Origin of the sequence: Rhizobium sp. NFR07, assembly GCF_900111905.1 — a bacterium.
In the GTDB taxonomy this organism is placed as follows: Bacteria; Pseudomonadota; Alphaproteobacteria; order Rhizobiales; family Rhizobiaceae; genus Neorhizobium.
Genome location: NZ_FOKM01000008.1, coordinates 164,044 through 182,323, shown reverse-complemented (window position 1 = coordinate 182,323; position 18,280 = coordinate 164,044). Strand labels below are relative to the sequence as shown.

Below are 18,280 nucleotides of genomic sequence, written 5' to 3'. Positions count from 1 at the left end.
CTTCCCCGATGCTAGACGGCGAGCGTGCCTTCGGCGACCTTTATCGCCTGGCCGCCGATCCGCGCTCTGGCGATCTCGCCCCCGGCGGAATCGATATGAAGATGGATGAAGGAAGGTCGCGCCATCTCGACGCCCTGCTCCACGACAAGCGGATGATGGCCATCCGGCAATGCATCGAATTTCTGGATCGCGCCTGCCAGGGCCGCGACCGCCGCACCGGTTGCCGGATCCTCGGATATCCCCATTTCCGGCGAAAACATGCGTGCGTGGAACTTGGCCTGGTGGTGAACTCCTCCACGACAGTAGACATATGCCGAGGCAAGCGCACCATCGACGAAGGGTGCCACGCGCTCCCAGAGGGTCGCCTCGAATTCCAGATTCTGCACCGTGGAGAGATTGCGCAGAGGAATAAGCAGGAAAGGTACGCCGGCACTCCAGATCGAAAGCACATGGTTTTCAAACGCCATGTCGGTCGATTTCAGGGTCAGCGCATCCGCGATCCCGTTGCGATCCAGCGGTATGTCGATGCATCTCGGCGTCTTCGGCAGTTCGAATTCGGCAAAGGTCGCCCCGCCTCGCCGCATCTTGATCGCACAGCGAACCGGACCGACCTGCTCCTCCAGAACGCTGACGACATCGATATCGATGGTGCCGACATCATGCTCCTGCTCTGCAAGGGCGATCGCGGCGCCAACGGTCGGATGGCCTGCGAACGGCAATTCTTTCGCCGGCGTGAAAATGCGGATCCGTGCTGCATGGCCGCTTGATTCCGGCGGCAGGAGAAAAACCGTTTCCGACAGGTTCATTTCGCGCGCGATCGCCTGCATCGCCTGGTCTGAAAGATCGTCGGTATCGAAGATTACGGCAAGCGGATTGCCGGCAAGTCGCCGGTCGGTGAAAACATCATAGATGGCATAACGTCTCGGCACCTGGATCCTCCCGTTCAAGTCCGAGCAGCACCCTGCCCGACCGAAGGCCCTGGCGCAAGGCAACCGATCAGGTTCGTACGGTTGCGAAATACCAATCGATGACCGGCAGCATTGCCGCATTGTACCGGTAGGCGGACGGATCGGCGGAGCGGATGATGACGGCGCCCGCGATCTCGTCGTCCTCGGCGACCTCCATATGGGCTTCGATGCTGGCGACGATCTGTTCGGCGGTCTCTTCAAAATAATAGAGCTTGCAAAGCGCGATCGTCCGATCGAGCCGCACCGCGTGAAAGCCCGCGTCGCTGCGGCATGTCAACAGATCAAGGCCCGTTTCCTCTCGCACCTCGCGTCGCATGTTCTCCTCCATGTCACAGCGCCCGTCGACGATGTCCACGGGTTCGAGCGAACCGGCGGCGAAATAGACCTGACCCGGATTGGCGGTGTGGCTGCCCATCGTCACGGCTATGAGAGCCCCGTCGGCGCTGACGAGAACCGGATAGCAGAAAAGATGCACGCCACCACGGCGATCGGCCTTGCGACGCCACCAAAGGAAGGCGGAATAGGGCACGACATGCGCCTCGCCCTCTATCGCGCCCCCGCTCACGCGAAGCTGCCGGTGAAAGACCATCTGCCCATCGAAAAGTGCCGGATTGGCCGTCACCTCGCGCTGCCAGTTGGCCGCGATCTCGTCGGCGTCGGAAAGGCAGAAGGGATGAGGGCCATCCAGAACCTGGATGTTGGCGGAGGACGCCGGGAAAACGCGCCCCTCTTCCGGCCAGTCGCGAAAATCATCGAGGCCGTGGCTATCGTTATCTGTCATCAAATATCCATCGCAAAAATCGGAAGGCTATACGATCAAAGCCGCCATGCCGAGCGGATAACGACCGACACCGCGTCCCCGACCTTGACCGGCCGGCGAGAGAAGGCGCGCAGCACCTGATCGTCCCCCAGCGTCAGCTTCAGGGAATATCGCTCGCCTTCGAACAGGACAGATGTCACGGTCGCCGGCATGCCTTCCACACCGATCTCGACGTCCTGTGGGCGGACGAGGATATCGGCACAATCTGTACCATGCGACAGGCTGAGAAGCTGCTGCAGCGTCGCCCAGTCGAGTAGCCGCTCGTTCACGGACGCGGCCGGCCAGGTGAGGATTGCCCCCTGCCCCACCAGCCCGCCGACCAGCCGGCCTTCCGGCCGCGCATAGATTTCCTGCGGGCTCGCCACCTGCAGCAGCCGACCTTCGGACATTACCGCGACGTCTGTCGCGAGCGCCATGGCCTCGGCCTGATCATGGGTAACATAGATCATTGTCGCGCCGGACCGGGCATGGAACTCGCGGAACGTCTCTTCCATCTCCTGGCGTAGATGCCGGTCGAGATTGGCGAGCGGTTCATCGAGGAGGACCACGTCCGGCTCGGTAACTAGGCAGCGGGCGAGCGCGACGCGCTGCCGCTGGCCGCCGGAAAGATCTGCGGGCCGGCGATCGGCATAGTCCTCGAGACGCACCGCGGCGAGCGCTTCGCGAATCTTGCTTGTACGTCTCTCACCGGTGACACCGCGCACCTTCAGCGGATAACCGACATTGTCGGCGACACTCATATGCGGCCACAGGGCATAGGACTGGAACACCATCGCCATGTTGCGATGCTCCGGCGCCACCATCTCGCCAGCATCGGCCAGCACCCGGTCGCCGAGCAATATGGAACCGTCGGTCGGTTGCTCGAAACCGGCGATCATCCTGAGCACCGTCGTCTTGCCGCAGCCGGATGGTCCGAGCAGGGCCAGAAAACCGCCATCACGCACTTCCAGCGACACGTCGTTGACGGCCGGACGGCCACCGGTTTCGAACGCCTTGGAAAGGCGGTTGAGGATCAGCTTCGCCACGGTACCACACCTTTCGGCAGTCTTTTCGCCATCAGTTCCAGCACCAGCATCATCGCGATCACCATGATCACGACGAGGACGGACAGTGCTGCAGCGAGGTTGAAGCTGCCGCTGTCATCGAGATTGTAGATCGCCACACCGAGCGTCTGCGTGCCGGCCGACCAGAGAATGGCCGAGACGGTGAGCTCGTTGCAGGCAATGAGAAAGACGAGAATGACGGACGCGCCGGCCGCCGGTGCCACGAGAGGCACGACGATATCCGTCAGTCGGCGTCCGAAGCCTGCACCGGAGAGGCGCGCGGCCTCTTCCAGCGACGGATCGAGCTGCCGGAACGCGCTCACTACCGGCTTCAGGCTGACGGCGAAGAAGCTGGAGAAATAGGCAAGCAGGATGATCCAGATCGTGCCGTAGATGGAAATGCCGATGATCGAGATGGGTGCGGCGAAGACGAGGATCAGAGCGACCGCCAGAACGATGCCCGGCAGGGCATAAGGGATCTCCGCCAAGGCCGAGAGGACCGGCGCCAGACGACTTTTCGAGCGGACGAGATAATAGCCCGTCAGCACTGTCACCACGAGGAGACCGAGGGCGGTCGCCAGCGAAAGGAATATGGAATTGAAGAAGGCCGTGCGGGTGATCGCCTGCCGGAACAGCACTTCTCGATAGGCATCGAGTGTTGCGGTCGCAGGCGTCAGCGGAACGCCATAGGCGGGCGCCAGCGAGCTTGCCACGAGTGCCGTCAGCGGCATGACCAGCGTCACGAAGATTGCAAGCCAGAGAACAAACTCGCCAACCAGACGCCAATTGCCGAGGCGGAACATCGCGACCTGACCCGACAGTCCGATGACGCGATAATCGCGGCCGCGCAGAACCCGTTCCTCGACCGTCAGGCCGATGACCGAGAGGATGGCGATGAGGCCGGAGAGCAGCGAGACATCGGCGAATGTGCCGGGGCCGAAGGCGGCGAATTTTGTGTAGATGAGGGTCGGCAGCGTGTAGATCGAAGCCGGGATGCCGAGGATTGCGGGAATACCGAAATTGCCGACGCAGGAAACGAAGGCAATCGCCGCGCCGGCGACAAAACCGGGTAGAGACAACGGAAGAATGATGTCCTTCAGCACCTGCCAGGACGAAGCGCCGGACAGCCGTGCCGCCTCGACGCCATCGCGGGGCAGCGCCAGAAGGCCGGCGCGCAGCGACAGGAAGACGAGAGGTGCGTTCTGCACGCCATAAAGCAGCGCGATGCCGCCGATCGAATAGAGCGGCTGCGGCGAGCCGAGCGGCGGTGCCATGCCGATAGCCTTCAGGAGCGCGCTGGAAGGGCCCGTCATGCCGATCCAGGACAGCGCCGTTACCTGCGGCGGGATCATCGTCGGCAGCATGAAGAGGAAGCCGAGAGCCGTCTTGCCGCGCACGTCGAACAGCGTTAGCAGCAGCGCGAAGCCGCCACCGAGGATGACGGCCGCGATCATGCCGAGGAAGGACGTGGTCAGCGTATCATAGACCGCCTGCCAGACGGCGGGATCGGAAAGCAGTTCCCGTGCGCCGCCCTGCAAGGCAGAGGAAATGCCGGTCGCAGCGAGCCGTCCGAGCGGCAATACGCTCAGAAAGAAGATCACCACGACGACAAAGGAAAACAGCCAGCGGGGCTGGCTGTTTCCTCGATTGAGAGATCGGGACATGGAGCTTTATATCAGCCCTTGGTTCCGAAGATATCGGAGAACGTCTTGACGTCCTTTTCCGAGTTCTTGAGCGCGTCTGCGGCATTCAGCGGCAGGACCTTGATCTCGCTGCGGGCCGGATAACCTGCCGGCAGGTCGATGCCGTTGCGTGCCGGGATGTAGCCGAGGCCAGCGGCGATCTTCTGGCCGTTTTCGGACAGGAGATAGTCGATGAACTTCTTGGCATTGTCCTGATGCTTGGTCGACGACAGGATCGCGGCCGGTTCGGTGACGGCAGACACGCCTTCCTTCGGGAAGACGAACTCGACCGGAGCGCCCTTGGCCTTTTCGCGGATCGGCATGTAGTCGACGACGACGCCGTAGGCCTTTTCGCCCGAAGCGACGGCCTTCAGGACGCCACCATTACCGCCGGCAGCAACCGCACCATTGTCCTTCAGCTGCTTGTAGTAATCCCAGCCGAGACCGTCCACGGCCGCCAGCGTCTGTGCGTGGATGAGGGCTGCACCCGAAGCGACCGGGCTTGGCATGGTGACGAGACCCTTGGCCTCCGGCTTGGCGAGATCCGCCCAGCTTTCCGGCTTCATCGCGGCCTGGGTGTTGTACATGATGCCGGTGGTGATCAGCTTCGTCGAATAATAGTAGCCGTCGGCGTCATACAGTGTGGCGTCGAAATTCTTGGCTTCCGGCGACTTGTAGGCCAGCAGCTGACCGGCCTGCTTCATGCGCTCGAAGGTCACCGTGTCGGCGATCAGGAGAACGTCGGCGACCGGGTTGCCGGCAGCAATCTCGGCATTCAGCTTTGCCATGATCTGCGGGGTTCCGTCGCGCACCCATTCTACGTCGACGCCTGGATTGGCGGCCTTGAAGCCATCGATCGTCGCCTGGGCGTCGGCATTCGGCTGGCTGGTGTAGACGACGAGGTCGGCGGCGTTGACGATGCCGGAGAGACCGAGCGCGACCAGCGCGGTAAAGGTGGACAGAAGCGTTTTCATGGATGGCCATCCTGTTGGAGATGACCGCTAAAAACACACGTCAACGACACTCCTGTGACAGTATCTGACCTACACGTAAGTATTATAAGAAAAAGGGCGGAAACTCTGAATTTCCGCCCTTTTTATGACTCTCGATCAGATGATGGGGAGGCTTTCCTGCTCGGCCACCGAGGCGGTGGCGATCAGCCTGCCGAGGCGCTTGATGCCCTCGTCGATGAGTTTATCGTCTGCGCAGGAGAAGCTGACCCGCAGCGTGTTGGCGTTGCTGCCATCCGCATAGAAAGCCTTGCCCGGCACGAAGGCGACCTTTTCCGTCGCCAGAGACTTCGCCAGAAGCTCGGCGCCGTCCATGCCTTCCGGCAGCGTCACCCAGACGAACATGCCGCCTTCCGGCTTCGTCCAGCTCGTGTTCTTCGGCATGTATTTCTGAAGCGCTGCGAGCATGGCGTCGCGGCGGCCGCTATAGACGCGCTTGATCTTGGCGACCTGATCGGCAAAACCGCGCGATGCGACATGCTCGACGGCGATCTGGTTGATCGTCGAGGAATGCAGGTCGGCCGCCTGCTTCATCAGGACCAGCTTGCGGATGACCGGCATGGCAGCGATGACGAAGCCGACGCGCAGGCCCGGTGCAAGCGTTTTGGAGAAGCTGCCGCTGTAGATCGTGCGGGTATTCTCGATACCGCCGTTGCGGGCAATGTCGAGCGCCATTATCGGCGAGATCGCCTCGCCGTTGAAGCGCAGGTTCTGGTAAGCCGCATCTTCGAGGATGGCGATATCCAGCTCATCGGCCAGTTCCAGCAGTTTTTCGCGGCCTGCGAGGTCGATCGTCTCGCCGGTCGGGTTGGAAAAGTCCGCGGACAGATAGGCAAACTTGACCGATCCGCCCAGCTTTGCGGCCGTATCCCGGTAAGCGGCGGGCGTACGATTGCCATTCAGCGAAAGCTGGTCGTAGTTCGGCTCATAGGCATTGAAGGCCGAAAGCGCGCCGAGATAGGTCGGCCAGGTAACAAGCGCGGTGTCCTTCGGTGACAGGAACAGCTTCCCGAGATAATCGAGTGCCTGCTGCGAGCCCGAGGTGATGAAGACGTTGTCGGCGGTACAGTCGATGCCGATCTTGGCGACGTCCTCGACGATCCAGTCGCGCAGCGGCTTGTAGCCTTCGCTGACCGAATACTGCAGAGCGGAGTTTACCTGGGCGCTGGAGAAGATGTCGGCATAGGCCTGCTGGAAGGCTTCGGCAGGAAACAGCGCAGGATCGGGAATGCCGCCGGCGAACGAGATGATGTCCGGCTGTTCCAGTAGCTTCAGGAGTTCGCGGATCTCCGACGCCTTCATGCGGCTGGAGCGCGTTGCAAAGATATGTTCCCAATCAAGCACGGGACGTTTCCTCTTATTTCAAATTTTGTTGGTTTTGCTTTACATAAGTTTCGACAGGTCAGCAATACTGACCTATCGCCGGTATCGGATTTTTTTGTCCCCGCGACATTTCGTCAGCGAAGGCTTTCCCCGCTTATGCTAGCAAAAGTCATCCGGGCTGTCGCCCGGCACCTGAGGAGGGATAGCATGCTGAAAAACCTGGACCCCACGCTCAATGCCGATGTTCTTTATGCGCTGAGATCGATGGGGCACGGCGACACGCTCGTGATTGCCGACACAAACTTTCCGGCCGATTCGATTGCTCGCCAGACCACGTTCGGCCGCCTGATCAGGATAGACAATGTAACCGCCAGCCGCGCCATGCGGGCGGTCCTTTCCGTATTCCCCCTCGATACACCGCTACAGCCATCCGTGGGCCGGATGGAAATCATGGGCGAGCCCGACACGATCCCGGAGATCCAGCGCGAAGTGCAGGCAGAAATCGACGCTGCCGAAGGTCAATCCGCGCGGATGTACGGGATTGAGCGCTTCGCGTTCTACGAAAAGGCAAAGCAGGCCTATTGCGTTATCGCGACGGGAGAGACGCGCTTCTACGGCTGCTTCATTCTGACCAAGGGCGTGGTTCCGCCCGCTTCCTGATCTGCCCGTGCCGCGCTGGAGTTTTCGCGCGGCACATCGAACGCCCTGTCGTCATGAGGCGTTGGATCAACTGGTTTTGGTATCAGTCAGCTCTTGGGCTCGACATTACTGGTCCCGGCAGGCGCCTGGTCTATCACCAGAAGCCTCAGGGGAACATCTCCCGGATTTTCCCCGACATGCCACTGCTGGAGCGCTTCCACCACGAAATCACCTGCGGAGAAATCCGATACCTGACCGGTATCGGTATTCGTCACGCGCAACTGGCCTGATAGCATATAGCCGTAACGCGGATGAGGATGCCTGTGCGGAGGCATGCGCGTCTTCGGCGGAATTTCGTAGATCGTAGCCGTCACCTCCGGACTTGACTGCGGAAGCACAATCGCCTGACCGGTTATGGTGGATGTCGTCTTGGCTAGCGGAGTGATAACCAGCTTATTCTGCTCCGCATTGGCTGTAGTCGCTGTCATGGCAATCACTGCTCCAGCAATCATTTCATCATGAATTTGTCTGCGGTCTCTATCGGCATCAGCGTTGATCGCGATGCAGAGCCCGTGAAGTCGAACATAAGCACCAGCCATAGGAATTGAGAGCGGGGGGTGGTTTCAAATGACATCGGCTGACCGGTCTCGGCCGATAACCATATTCGGACCGCTGGGCTCTTTCCGCTTCCGCACTTCGGAGCGTTAGTCCGGCATGGGCATCAGGAAATAACCGTTTCCGGTGCGCAGCCACCTGCGGCCGGTCTTGTCGAACGGTGCCTGGCGGATAACGAGAAGCTTCATCGTCGTTTCATCCGGATTTTCCGCAGTGCGCCACTGGCCGGGCCGGCCGACAACGAAATCGCCTTGAGAAAAATTGAATATCGCACCGGTCTCGGGGTTGGTAATGCGCAGGTGCCCGGAGAGTACATAGTCATACCGGATCCCCGCTTCGCTGCTCTGCGGCACGGCTGCGCCGGGAGGAACTTCATAGATCAGAACCGTCACTTCAGGCTCTTCCTGCGGCAATGCGATCGGCTGACCGGTAATGGTATGGGCCGTCTTCGTGACCGGTATGACGTTCACCTTGTTGCCGCCTGCCTGGGCCGTACCGGCCGCAATCATGATCATCGCCGTGGCAATCGCTTTCAACATTGGTTCCTCCGAATTCACCGGCGAAGGCTGCTCGCCGCTTGCAAAACCAATCTTGAAATCCCGGAATTGCAGCTCGATGACCTGGCGCAGGCATTCGGTTTCAAATGACGCCCGCGGCTGGCAATCTCCCACGTCACTCGCCCTGAAACGCAAAAGGCCGGAGCTTGCGCCCCGGCCCTTCTCTTTCGCCAGAGTGGCGAAAAGCTTAGTTGACGGCCTTGTCGACCAGCTTGTTCTTGCCGATCCAGGGCATCATGGCGCGCAGCTTGGTGCCGACTTCCTCGATCTGGTGGCTGTCGTTGTTGCGGCGGATGCCCTTGAAGCGGGCGCCACCGGCGCGATATTCCTGCATCCAGTCCGAGGTGAACTTGCCGGTCTGGATATCGGTCAGGACGCGCTTCATCTCGGCCTTGGTTTCAGCAGTGATGATGCGCGGGCCGGTAACGTATTCGCCCCATTCCGCCGTGTTGGAGATCGAGTAGTTCATGTTGGCGATGCCGCCTTCATAGATCAGGTCGACGATCAGCTTCACTTCGTGCAGGCACTCGAAATAGGCCATTTCCGGCGCGTAGCCACCTTCGACCAGCGTCTCGAAGCCGGCGCGGATCAGCTCGACCAGACCGCCGCAGAGAACGACCTGTTCGCCGAAGAGGTCGGTTTCGCACTCTTCCTTGAACGAGGTTTCGATGATGCCCGAACGGCCGCCGCCAACGCCACAGGCGTAGGAGAGAGCTAGTTCAAGTGCGTTGGCGGATGCGTTCTGGTGGATGGCAACGAGGCAAGGAACGCCGCCGCCCTTCTGGTATTCGCCGCGAACCGTGTGACCGGGGCCCTTCGGCGCGATCATGACGACGTCGACGGATGCCTTCGGCTCGATCAGGCCGAAATGGACGTTGAGGCCGTGGGCGAAGGCGATCGCTGCGCCGTCACGGATGTTGTCGGCGATCTCGGCCTTGTAGATGTCGGCCTGCAGTTCGTCCGGGGTCGCCATCATCATCAGGTCAGCCCACTTGGCAGCCTCGGCGACGGTCATGACCTTGAAGCCGTCGGCTTCGGCCTTCTTGACGGTCGGCGAACCGGCCTTCAGGGCAATCACGACGTTCTTGGCGCCGGAATCCTTGAGGTTCAGCGCATGAGCGCGGCCCTGCGAACCGTAGCCGATGATGGCGACGTTCTTGGACTTGATGAGGTTGAGGTCGGCATCCCTGTCGTAATAAACGCGCATCTTAAAGTTCCTTCCCTATGCGTGTGTTCGTTGAGTTTTCAGCGCCCGGCGGAGGCACGAAGCGTATCCGCCGGATGTTTGGGTGCGCCATGCAGCGCGAGGAAGGCGTCGACCGCCCTCTCCGCCTGGCGTGTGCTGTCCTTCATGCCTGGTTCGCCGAGCAGCATGCGCACATGCAGGTCGGAAACGATCAGGCCGTAGAATGTGTGATAGGCGACATCGGCATTGTCGAAACGCAGCAGACCGGCGCGCTTACCCGCCTCCATCAGCGCCATAGCGCGGCGGTCGATCTGCCGGCGCCCATGCTCGACCAGAAGCTTGCCGAGCTTGGAACCGTCGCGGCTGGTCTGGCCGATCGCAAGCCGGTTGAGCGCGAGCGAGACGTCTCCGCCGAGGACATCCAGAAGATCATGGGCAAAGAGCTGCAGGTGATGCCGCAGATGGTCGTCCGTCAGCCGCTCGCCCGTTCTCTCGGCGGTGCGAACCTTGCTCGCCTGATGGGCGATCATCGCGGCCAGAAGACCGTCGCGATCACCGAACCACTTGTAGAGGCTTTCCTTGGAACAGTTGGCGGCACGGGCCAGGCCAGATGTCGTCAGGGCCTTGTCGCCACCCTCGACAAGCAATCGCAATGCCTGGTCCAGAACGGCAACCTGGCGCGGCGAAAATTGGGGCGTGTCGGCGGTATCGGCTCTCAAGGCTCATTCCTCTAAAGTACCGTACGGTACGGTTCTGTCGTATAACGCATTTCGACGGCCCGTCAAGCCTGTCGCAACGGGCATCTCATTTCACCTGCAATTGCTGACGACCAGGATCAGTCGGACGCGCCCTCGCGCACGGCCTCGACGTCCCTGGCCGGAGATAGGCCGTAGAGCCGGCTGTATTCGCGGCTGAACTGGGATGGGCTCTGGTAGCCGACGCGATGCCCAGCATTGCCGACATCCAGTCCATCCACGACCATCAGGCGGCGGGCCTCGTGGAGCCGCAAATGCTTCTGATACTGGATCGGCGTCATGGCAGTGATCGACTTGAAGTGATGATGGAAGGACGACACGCTCATGCCGACATGATCGGCCAGTTCATCGATCCGCAGCATGCTGGCATAGTTCTCCCTCAGCCAGGCGATTGCACGGGCAATCCTGTTGCCGTGGCTTTCCGAAACGACGAGGTTGATCAACTGCCCGCCCGCCGGGCCGGTGAGAATACGGTAGAGGATTTCCTGCTCGATCAGCGGCGCCATAGCCGGGATGTCTTGCGGACGATCGAGCAAGCGCAACAGGCGCACAGCACCGTCGAGAAGTTCCGGCGTTGCTGCATTGACGACGATGCCACGCTGGCCCTTTGCCGCTTCCGGGCGCGGTGCAAGCTTGGCGCGCACCATCAGATCGAGAACCTTCTCGCTGCTGATGGCCATCGTGATGCAGAAATGCGGCATCTCGGCGCTCGCCTCTACCACCCGCCAGGCGACGGGAAGATCCAACGAGGTAAGAAGGTAATCGCCGGCACCGTAATTGATCGTATCAGCGCCCAATTGCAGGCTTTTGGCGCCCTGGATGACCATGGCAAAACACGGCCTGTAGCTGCCATGGCATGGCGCGCTCGGCGCGGTCCGCCGGCTGATCCCAACTCCATTGATGGCGGTGGGAGTATCGCCGTCACCCGTCGCAAAGCGTGCAGCGATGGAGACAATCTCTTGGTAGGGACTGAAAGGCAATGTCATGAGTGGTTCTCGATCATCAGGCAGAAGCAGGTGATTGTGACCTCACCCTAAAAAGCATTTGGTTTCAGCCGTTAAGTCGCCCTCGGCCACTTTTGCAGGATCGTGCAAGAAGGCTGGAGGATCGATCTACCGCTCGCCGACAGGGTGCAGCATATTCCACCGGCAATTACATCTGTAACATGAATGGAGCATTTCATGGCTATTGCAAGAGGCTATGCAGCCACGGACGCATCGAAGCCGTTGACGCCCTTTACCTTCGAGCGCCGCGAACCGAACGATGACGACGTCGTCATCGACATCAAGTATGCCGGCATCTGCCACTCCGACATTCATACCGTTCGTAACGAATGGAAGAATGCCGTCTATCCGATCGTGCCGGGTCATGAGATTGCCGGTGTCGTCAAGGCAGTCGGCTCCAAAGTGACGAAGTTCAAGGTCGGCGATCATGTCGGCGTCGGCTGCTTCGTCGATAGCTGCGTCGGCTGCGCCACCCGCGACCTCGACAACGAGCATTACATGCCGGGCCTCGTACAGACCTATAACGACGTCGACACCCTGAACGGCAATGCCCCGACCCACGGCGGCTATTCCGACTCGATCGTCGTCAAGGAAGGTTATGTCCTTTCGATCCCGAACAACCTGCCGCTCGACGCTTCGGCACCGCTGCTTTGCGCCGGCATTACGCTTTACTCGCCCCTGCGCCGCTGGGGCGCCGGCCCGGGCAAGAAGGTGGCGATCGTCGGCATGGGTGGCCTCGGCCACATGGGCGTCAAGTTGGGCGCAGCAATGGGCGCCGACGTCACCGTGCTCAGCCAGTCCCTGTCCAAGAAGGGAGACGGCCTGAAGCTCGGCGCCAAGGACTACTACGCCACGAGCGATGCCTCGACCTTCGAAAAGCTTGCAGGCACTTTCGACCTGATCATCTGCACGGTCAGCGCGGAGATCGACTGGAACGCCTATCTCGGCCTGCTGAAGCCGAAGGGCAGCATGGTCGTCGTCGGCGCCCCTGAAAACCCGATCCCGGTCCATGCTTTCGCACTGATCTTCGGCGCCAAGGAACTCTCCGGCTCGATGATCGGCTCGATCAAGGAAACCCAGGAAATGCTGGATTTCTGCGGCGAGAAGGGCATCGTCTCGGAAATCGAGACGATCAACATCCAGCAGGTCAACGAAGCCTATGAGCGCGTACTGAAGAGCGACGTCCGCTACCGCTTCGTCATCGACATGGCTTCGCTCGACACCTGATCGGCCGGACATCAGCATCGGAAAAGGGCGGCTCAGGCCGCCCTTTTTTGTTGGCTTCAGGCAAGTTCCGTTTCGTCGAATTTCACCCGCGCGGCCCTGACCGCGGCATGATTGTCCGTCGCCCAGGTCAGCACCTTTGACAGGGGCTCAAACAGAGACCGACCGAGATCGGTCATGCTGTATTCGACGCTCGGCGGTTTGGTCGGAAAAACCTGCCTGTCGATGTATCCATCGCGCTGCAGGTCGCGCAGCGTCTGGGTCAACATGCGCTGCGAAATGTCCGGCACAAGCCGCCGCAGCTCGCCGAAACGATATGGCCGCTCGGCCAGTGCCTGCAGCAGCAGGGTAGACCATTTTCCGGCAATCTGGTTCATCACGTCGCGGACGGGACAGTTGCCCGCATCCCAAGTCGACATGTCGCATTCCTGCCCGTCAAGCGTGGGCACGCGTGCAGCGCCAGTCTTCATGGTGGTTCCCTTTTGGTAACGATCTCCCGCAAACCTGCCTCCTTTACAGCACCCCGTCAATTCCTATTCTAGTGCTAGTCTCTTTTTGAGACTTAAAATCATGCCGCATAAATCGGTCGGCATCTGAAAAGGGAAACGACATGACCAAACTTCTCGTGACGGGCGCTGCCGGTCAGCTGGGCCGCGCAGTGCTGCATCACCTGCTGGAGACATCCAAGGTCGCCGCCGGCGATATCATTGCCGCAAGCCGCGACACGGCCAAGCTTACGGATATCGCCTCCAGGGGCGTCGAGACACGCAGGGCGGATTTCAGCGACGAAGCCGGCCTCGCTGCCGCTTTTGCAGGTGTCGATCGCGTGCTCATCATCTCGACGGACGAGCTTGCAACGCCGGGTGGCCGCCTGAAGCAGCACAAGGCGGCGGTTGCCGCTGCAGCCAAGGCCGGCGTCAAGCACATCCTCTATACGTCGATGCCGAACCCGGACAAATCGCTGGTCAGCTTCGCGCCGGACCACCTGGGAACCGAGGAAGCGATCAAGGCAACCGGCATTCCCTACACCATCCTGCGCAATGCCTGGTATGACGACAATTACCTGCTCTCGATGCCGCATAATCTGCAGAGCGGTACCTGGTACACGGCAACAGGTGACGGCAAGGTCGCCAATATCAGCCGTGACGATTGCGCACGCGCGGCCGCTGCAGCGCTGGCCAAACCGCCGGCAGGAAACAGGACCGTGACACTGACCGGCCCGGAAAGCCTGAACGCCGAAGAGATCGCCGCGCTCGTCTCGAAGGCTGCAGGCAAGCCCCTCAACGTCGTACAGGTCAACGACGAGCAGCTAGCCGGCGGCATGGCCGCGGCAGGCCTTCCCGATTTCGTCGTCAAGATGCTGGTTTCGGCCGATGCCAATATCAGGGCCGGCAATTTCGATCTCGTCACCGGTGACTACGAAGCGCTGACCGGCACGAAGCCGCAATCACTCGAGGCCTATCTGGCGAGCCAGAAAACTGCTCTCGCCGGCTGAAAGCAAAATCCGTAGCCGGCTACTACACCGGCTACGGATCTTTTCAAACCGGCCTGGAAGAAAACTCAGGATTCGTCCTTGAGCGTTTCCTTCTGGGTGATGAGGCGGGCGCTGTGCTGGCCCGAGAGATAGATCCACAGCCAGCTCCAGGCGACGGCGAAACGCGAGCGCGTGCCGATCAGGAAATAGATGTGGGCAAGGCCCCATATCCACCAGGCAATTCCACCGGTGAGCTTGATCTTGCCAAAGTCGATGACGGCCGCACGCTTGCCGATGGTCGCGAGGCTGCCCTGGTGCTTGTAGTGAAACGGCGCCGGCGCCGGCTTGTTCTCCAGCCGTGCCTTGATCACCTTGGCCACATACGAGCCCTGCTGCTTTGCCGCCGGCGCGATACCCGGCACCGGCTTGCCGTCATCCTGCTTGACGAAGGCCGTGTCGCCGATGACGAAAATGCTCGGATCCTTTTCGACCGAGAGGTCGGGGCCGACGATGGCGCGCCCCGCCCGGTCGGCTTCGGAGCCGATCCAGCGGGCAGCCGGCGAGGCCTGAACGCCTGCGGCCCAGATCACGGTCTTGCAGGGAATGAAGGTTTCACCCACCGTCACGCCTTCTTCGGTAATTGCCGTCACCGGCTTGCCGACGTGAACCTCCACGCCGAGCTTTTCCAGCGCGCCCTTGGCATAGGCGGAAAGATCCTCGGTGAAGGCAGGCAGGACGCGCGGGCCTGCCTCGATCAGCATAACGCGGGTGCGGGTCGTGTCGATCTTGCGAAATTCACGCGGCAGCACCTTGTTGGCGAGTTCGGCGATCATGCCGGCCATTTCGACGCCGGTCGGGCCGGCGCCGATGATCGCAAATGTCAGATCTGCATCGAGTTCGGCGGTCTTCTCCGCCATCTCGGCACGCTCGAAAGCAAGCAGGATGCGGCGGCGCAACGTCGTGGCATCTTCCAGCGTCTTCAGGCCCGGCGCCACCTTTTCCCATTCGTCGCGGCCGAAATAGGCATGGCGCGCGCCGGTCGCGAGAACCAGCGTGTCATAAGGAATCTGATGGCCCGAAGCGAGCTTGACGATCTTCGCCTCGGTGTCGACGCCCAGAACCTCGTCGAGCATGGTCGTGACGTCCCGGCGATCGCGATATAGCCGGCGGATAGGCCAGGCTATCTCGGAGGTCGCCAGCACGGTCGTCGCGACCTGGTAAAGAAGCGGCTGGAACAGATGGTGATTGCGCCGGTCAATCAGCGTGATGTCGGCCGAGACACCGTCGAGGCCATGCACGGTCTGCAATCCCCCGAAACCTCCCCCAACGACAACGATCCTATGCTTGGACACCTTCTGCGCCTTCCTGATTGACGAATGACAAGATAATGTTGCGATGCAACATGCTCATATGCGAGTTCTGCCGGAACGGAACTGCGTCACTTTGTCTTATCGTGATTGACGGCGGCGACAAATGCGCCGAGCGCATAGCAGCGGTCCCGTGAACGGGATTGCGCGGCGCTTTATAGGGCCTGTCCGCAGGCGCGGCGGAAACGCTTCACGGTTTCGGCCATGCCATATTCAAGCGCGTCGGCGGTCAGGCCGTGACCGATCGAGACCTCCGCGAGCGCGGGAATGCGAGCGACCAGCGCCGGCAGGTTGGCGACGGTCAGATCGTGCCCCGCATTGACGCCCATACCCTCGGCAAAGGCAGCATCAGCCGTGCGCCCGAGACGATCGAGCATATCGGCCGCCTTCAGAGGGTCATCGAAACATCCGCCGTAAGGGCCGGTATAGAGTTCGATGCGATCGGCGCCGGTCGCCTTGGCGAGCCTCACCGCCTCGACGTCGCCATCGCCATCGGCGAATAGCGAGACGCGCATACCTGACTTCTTCAGGCGGGCAACGATGGGCTTCAATTTCTCGCCTGTGGTGCGGAAGTCAAACCCGTGATCGGACGTTGCCTGGGCCGGATCGTCGGGAACAAGCGTGACCTGTTCGGGCTCGATCCTTTCGCAAAGCTCGAGGAAATCTTCGCTCGGATAACCTTCGATGTTGAATTCCGCCTGCGGAAACTCGTCATCGATCAGGGCGCGGATCACCGGCAGGTCGGAAAAGCGGATATGGCGCTGGTCGGGGCGTGGATGTACCGTCAACCCGGCTGCCCCCGCCAGTAGCGCGATCCGTCCAAGCCCCTCGACACTCGGCCAAGGCAGGTCGCGGCGATTGCGCAACATGGCGACGGCGTTGAGGTTGACGGACAATGACGTGGGCATGGGCGCAATCCGATCGTGAAACAGGTCGAGCCTTCATAAGCGAAGCGCCACCGGAAAACCATCTATCCGGAGAGATCAAAACCATGAAGAATTTTCATGGCGATTTCGGCAGCGCCGACACTTGCGTTTCATCAAGTTTTATTTTAGTTTTTCCTAATGGAATTCGCCGAGTTGGTCCACCAAGCTGAGGCGGCGGCTGAGGATCAACTTGGCGAATTCTATCCCCGTTTCGCAGCCCCCGGGGCAACGCGACTTCCCCCAAATTCGGATAGCTTATCGGCGAGTGGAAGCTAGTATTGTGGAGACGTGCTGAGCGCCACGCGAGCGGCAGATTGCAGAAGACAGGGATGGCTGGCCATCTGAAGCTGTCTTCTCTCACAACGCATTAGCGGCAAGATGAAATCAATGAAGGGGAAATTTGGAAATCCTTTTGTTTCAAGGATTTCCATGGTCGGAGTGGAGAGATTCGAACTCCCGACCCTCTGGTCCCAAACCAGATGCGCTACCAGACTGCGCTACACTCCGTTCCAAGGGTGTTGGCGAGATACACGGTTCCTGTGAAGGCCGCAACAGCAAAAACGACGAAATCTTTGGATAGCGATTGACGACTTGCTGCTGAGGCTCAGCCGCTGGTGCCGAGCGGGGCGCCGATTACCTTGTCGCCGACCCTGATGCCGAGCGCTCGCGTGCGGCCAGCGTTCAATTCCAGCACGTATTTCACCGGCCCGTGCGAATCGATGATGTCGCGGGAATACGGAACAGCATTCTGATGGATGTGGGAAATCGTGCCATCGGACCGGATGAAGACCATGTCGAGCGCGAGAACCGTATTTTCCATCCACATCGACACGCGACGTATCGAGCCGAAATCAAACAGCATGCCGTGGTCGGCGTCCATCTTCTCGCGGAACATCAGTCCGTGTGCGCGTTGCGCGTCGTCGAGAGCCAGTTCCACGCTGAAGGGATAATAACGGCCGCCGGCCGTCTTGATCGTCAATTCCGCTTTCGAGAACTTGACGTCCTGCGTGGCATCCTGAGCTGACGCCGCGAAGGCGAACACCAGGAAAAACGCCAGAGCGACGCCCCTCACCAGGCAAGAAGCGATCGCGCCCATCGTCAGTGCGACCGGCCTACGGGCGCGACGTTATCCGGATGAATCTCCGCCGCCATCAACCCCTTGTCGCCAGGCCCGAAGCGCACGAGAACCACCTGTCCGGGCCGCAATTCGGTGAGACCGAAGCGACGCAGCGTCTCCATGTGAACGAAGATGTCCTCGGTTCCCTCGCCGCGCGTCAGGAAGCCGAACCCCTTGGTGCGGTTGAACCACTTGACCAATGCCCGTTCCAGGCCACTCGTCGGCGTCACCTGAACATGCGTGCGGATCGGAGGCAATTGCGACGGATGGACAGCCGTCGACTGGTCCATCGAGAGAATGCGGAAAGCCTGATAGCCGCGATCCCGTTTCTGGATCATCGCGACGATGCGCGTGCCTTCCAGGATCGTCTGATAGCCGTCCCGGCGCAGGCAGGTGACGTGCAACAACACGTCCTGCATTCCATTGTCGGGTACGATGAAGCCAAAGCCCTTGGCGACATCGAACCATTTCACGACGCCCGTGATTTCGATGAGGTCCACAGGCTCGCCTGCAAGCTCCTCGAAACTGACGACGCCCTTCGATGACATCCTGTCTGCCATATCCCTGTCG

General features: G+C 60.7%; 19 protein-coding genes and 1 tRNA gene. 3 read left to right on the top strand and 17 right to left on the bottom strand.

The features are described from left to right. Positions 1 to 11: 11 nt before the first annotated feature. The 6 genes from BM216_RS18405 to BM216_RS18380 form a co-directional block, all read right to left on the bottom strand. A complete protein-coding gene (locus BM216_RS18405; RefSeq protein ID WP_093000659.1) occupies positions 12 to 929 on the bottom strand; it encodes a PhzF family phenazine biosynthesis protein in 918 nt (305 codons plus the stop codon). Between the two features lie 67 nt (positions 930 to 996). Continuing rightward, positions 997 to 1,749 (bottom strand): NUDIX hydrolase, encoded by a 753-nt coding sequence (locus BM216_RS18400; RefSeq protein WP_093000658.1) that lies wholly within the window; start codon positions 1,747 to 1,749, stop codon positions 997 to 999. Between the two features lie 35 nt (positions 1,750 to 1,784). Next, positions 1,785 to 2,813, bottom strand: a complete 1,029-nt coding sequence (locus tag BM216_RS18395) for an ABC transporter ATP-binding protein (RefSeq protein WP_093000657.1) — start codon at positions 2,811 to 2,813, stop codon at positions 1,785 to 1,787. Then, entirely contained in the window at positions 2,801 to 4,495 is a 1,695-nt protein-coding gene (locus BM216_RS18390) for an ABC transporter permease (RefSeq protein WP_093000656.1), read from the bottom strand. The genes BM216_RS18395 and BM216_RS18390 overlap by 13 nt, the downstream gene beginning before the upstream one ends. A gap of 11 nt (positions 4,496 to 4,506) precedes the next feature. Next, positions 4,507 to 5,487, bottom strand: coding sequence for an ABC transporter substrate-binding protein (locus BM216_RS18385; protein ID WP_093000655.1), 981 nt, complete (start codon positions 5,485 to 5,487; stop codon positions 4,507 to 4,509). A gap of 135 nt (positions 5,488 to 5,622) precedes the next feature. Further along, the gene (locus BM216_RS18380) at positions 5,623 to 6,867 is read right to left on the bottom strand and encodes an aminotransferase-like domain-containing protein (protein WP_093000654.1); all 1,245 of its coding nucleotides are present in this window, start codon (positions 6,865 to 6,867) and stop codon (positions 5,623 to 5,625) included. Positions 6,868 to 7,053: 186 nt separating this feature from the next. On the opposite strand from BM216_RS18380, the gene BM216_RS18375 reads away from it, so the two are divergent. Further along, positions 7,054 to 7,506, top strand: coding sequence for an RbsD/FucU family protein (locus BM216_RS18375; protein ID WP_093000653.1), 453 nt, complete (start codon positions 7,054 to 7,056; stop codon positions 7,504 to 7,506). A gap of 86 nt (positions 7,507 to 7,592) precedes the next feature. Here BM216_RS18375 and BM216_RS18370 read toward each other — a convergent pair whose 3' ends face one another. From BM216_RS18370 to BM216_RS18350, 5 genes are all read right to left on the bottom strand, one after another. After that, positions 7,593 to 7,973: a cupin domain-containing protein gene (locus BM216_RS18370; protein ID WP_244530225.1), complete on the bottom strand. Its 381-nt coding sequence runs from the start codon at positions 7,971 to 7,973 to the stop codon at positions 7,593 to 7,595. Between the two features lie 216 nt (positions 7,974 to 8,189). After that, positions 8,190 to 8,639 carry a cupin domain-containing protein gene (locus BM216_RS18365; protein ID WP_143102795.1) on the bottom strand — a complete coding sequence of 150 codons (450 nt, stop codon included), beginning with the start codon at positions 8,637 to 8,639 and terminating at the stop codon, positions 8,190 to 8,192. Between the two features lie 205 nt (positions 8,640 to 8,844). Continuing rightward, positions 8,845 to 9,864, bottom strand: a complete 1,020-nt coding sequence (ilvC, locus tag BM216_RS18360) for a ketol-acid reductoisomerase (RefSeq protein ID WP_093000651.1) — start codon at positions 9,862 to 9,864, stop codon at positions 8,845 to 8,847. 38 nt (positions 9,865 to 9,902) lie between these two features. Further along, a complete protein-coding gene (locus BM216_RS18355) occupies positions 9,903 to 10,562 on the bottom strand; it encodes a TetR/AcrR family transcriptional regulator C-terminal domain-containing protein (protein ID WP_093000650.1) in 660 nt (219 codons plus the stop codon). A 116-nt stretch (positions 10,563 to 10,678) separates the two neighbouring features. Then, complete coding sequence (locus tag BM216_RS18350; protein WP_093000649.1) at positions 10,679 to 11,584, bottom strand: AraC family transcriptional regulator; 906 nt, start codon at positions 11,582 to 11,584, stop codon at positions 10,679 to 10,681. Positions 11,585 to 11,779: 195 nt separating this feature from the next. On the opposite strand from BM216_RS18350, the gene BM216_RS18345 reads away from it, so the two are divergent. Continuing rightward, positions 11,780 to 12,829 (top strand): NAD(P)-dependent alcohol dehydrogenase, encoded by a 1,050-nt coding sequence (locus BM216_RS18345; protein ID WP_093000648.1) that lies wholly within the window; start codon positions 11,780 to 11,782, stop codon positions 12,827 to 12,829. A gap of 56 nt (positions 12,830 to 12,885) precedes the next feature. On the opposite strand, the gene BM216_RS18340 is transcribed toward BM216_RS18345, so the two are convergent. After that, positions 12,886 to 13,296 (bottom strand): winged helix-turn-helix transcriptional regulator, encoded by a 411-nt coding sequence (locus BM216_RS18340; RefSeq protein WP_093000647.1) that lies wholly within the window; start codon positions 13,294 to 13,296, stop codon positions 12,886 to 12,888. A 140-nt stretch (positions 13,297 to 13,436) separates the two neighbouring features. Between BM216_RS18340 and BM216_RS18335 the strand changes: the two genes are divergently transcribed. After that, positions 13,437 to 14,321, top strand: a complete 885-nt coding sequence (locus BM216_RS18335; RefSeq protein ID WP_093000646.1) for an SDR family oxidoreductase — start codon at positions 13,437 to 13,439, stop codon at positions 14,319 to 14,321. A gap of 65 nt (positions 14,322 to 14,386) precedes the next feature. Here BM216_RS18335 and BM216_RS18330 read toward each other — a convergent pair whose 3' ends face one another. The 5 genes from BM216_RS18330 to BM216_RS18310 all read right to left on the bottom strand — a co-directional run bounded on the left by BM216_RS18330 (position 14,387) and on the right by BM216_RS18310 (position 18,270). Beyond that, entirely contained in the window at positions 14,387 to 15,652 is a 1,266-nt protein-coding gene (locus BM216_RS18330) for an NAD(P)/FAD-dependent oxidoreductase (RefSeq protein WP_093000645.1), read from the bottom strand. 170 nt (positions 15,653 to 15,822) lie between these two features. Continuing rightward, positions 15,823 to 16,575, bottom strand: a complete 753-nt coding sequence (locus tag BM216_RS18325) for a pyridoxine 5'-phosphate synthase (RefSeq protein ID WP_093000644.1) — start codon at positions 16,573 to 16,575, stop codon at positions 15,823 to 15,825. A 448-nt stretch (positions 16,576 to 17,023) separates the two neighbouring features. After that, a tRNA-Pro gene (locus BM216_RS18320) sits at positions 17,024 to 17,100 on the bottom strand. A gap of 97 nt (positions 17,101 to 17,197) precedes the next feature. Then, positions 17,198 to 17,689, bottom strand: coding sequence for a DUF192 domain-containing protein (locus tag BM216_RS18315; RefSeq protein ID WP_093000643.1), 492 nt, complete (start codon positions 17,687 to 17,689; stop codon positions 17,198 to 17,200). A gap of 2 nt (positions 17,690 to 17,691) precedes the next feature. Next, the gene (locus BM216_RS18310; protein WP_093000642.1) at positions 17,692 to 18,270 is read right to left on the bottom strand and encodes a cold-shock protein; all 579 of its coding nucleotides are present in this window, start codon (positions 18,268 to 18,270) and stop codon (positions 17,692 to 17,694) included. Between the last annotated feature and the right edge of the window lie 10 nt (positions 18,271 to 18,280).

What these genes read in the sequence shown, in the direction of transcription:
- BM216_RS18400 (WP_093000658.1), bottom strand. Translation starts at nt 1,749, where the DNA reads ATGACAGATAACGATAGCCACGGCCTCGATGATTTTCGCGACTGGCCG.
- BM216_RS18390 (WP_093000656.1), bottom strand. Translation starts at nt 4,495, where the DNA reads ATGTCCCGATCTCTCAATCGAGGAAACAGCCAGCCCCGCTGGCTGTTT.
- BM216_RS18385 (WP_093000655.1), bottom strand. Translation starts at nt 5,487, where the DNA reads ATGAAAACGCTTCTGTCCACCTTTACCGCGCTGGTCGCGCTCGGTCTC.
- BM216_RS18375 (WP_093000653.1), top strand. Translation starts at nt 7,054, where the DNA reads ATGCTGAAAAACCTGGACCCCACGCTCAATGCCGATGTTCTTTATGCG.
- BM216_RS18370 (WP_244530225.1), bottom strand. Translation starts at nt 7,973, where the DNA reads ATGACAGCGACTACAGCCAATGCGGAGCAGAATAAGCTGGTTATCACT.
- BM216_RS18365 (WP_143102795.1), bottom strand. Translation starts at nt 8,639, where the DNA reads ATGTTGAAAGCGATTGCCACGGCGATGATCATGATTGCGGCCGGTACG.
- ilvC (WP_093000651.1), bottom strand. Translation starts at nt 9,864, where the DNA reads ATGCGCGTTTATTACGACAGGGATGCCGACCTCAACCTCATCAAGTCC.
- BM216_RS18350 (WP_093000649.1), bottom strand. Translation starts at nt 11,584, where the DNA reads ATGACATTGCCTTTCAGTCCCTACCAAGAGATTGTCTCCATCGCTGCA.
- BM216_RS18345 (WP_093000648.1), top strand. Translation starts at nt 11,780, where the DNA reads ATGGCTATTGCAAGAGGCTATGCAGCCACGGACGCATCGAAGCCGTTG.
- BM216_RS18340 (WP_093000647.1), bottom strand. Translation starts at nt 13,296, where the DNA reads ATGAAGACTGGCGCTGCACGCGTGCCCACGCTTGACGGGCAGGAATGC.
- BM216_RS18335 (WP_093000646.1), top strand. Translation starts at nt 13,437, where the DNA reads ATGACCAAACTTCTCGTGACGGGCGCTGCCGGTCAGCTGGGCCGCGCA.
- BM216_RS18325 (WP_093000644.1), bottom strand. Translation starts at nt 16,575, where the DNA reads ATGCCCACGTCATTGTCCGTCAACCTCAACGCCGTCGCCATGTTGCGC.
- BM216_RS18315 (WP_093000643.1), bottom strand. Translation starts at nt 17,689, where the DNA reads ATGGGCGCGATCGCTTCTTGCCTGGTGAGGGGCGTCGCTCTGGCGTTT.
- BM216_RS18310 (WP_093000642.1), bottom strand. Translation starts at nt 18,270, where the DNA reads ATGGCAGACAGGATGTCATCGAAGGGCGTCGTCAGTTTCGAGGAGCTT.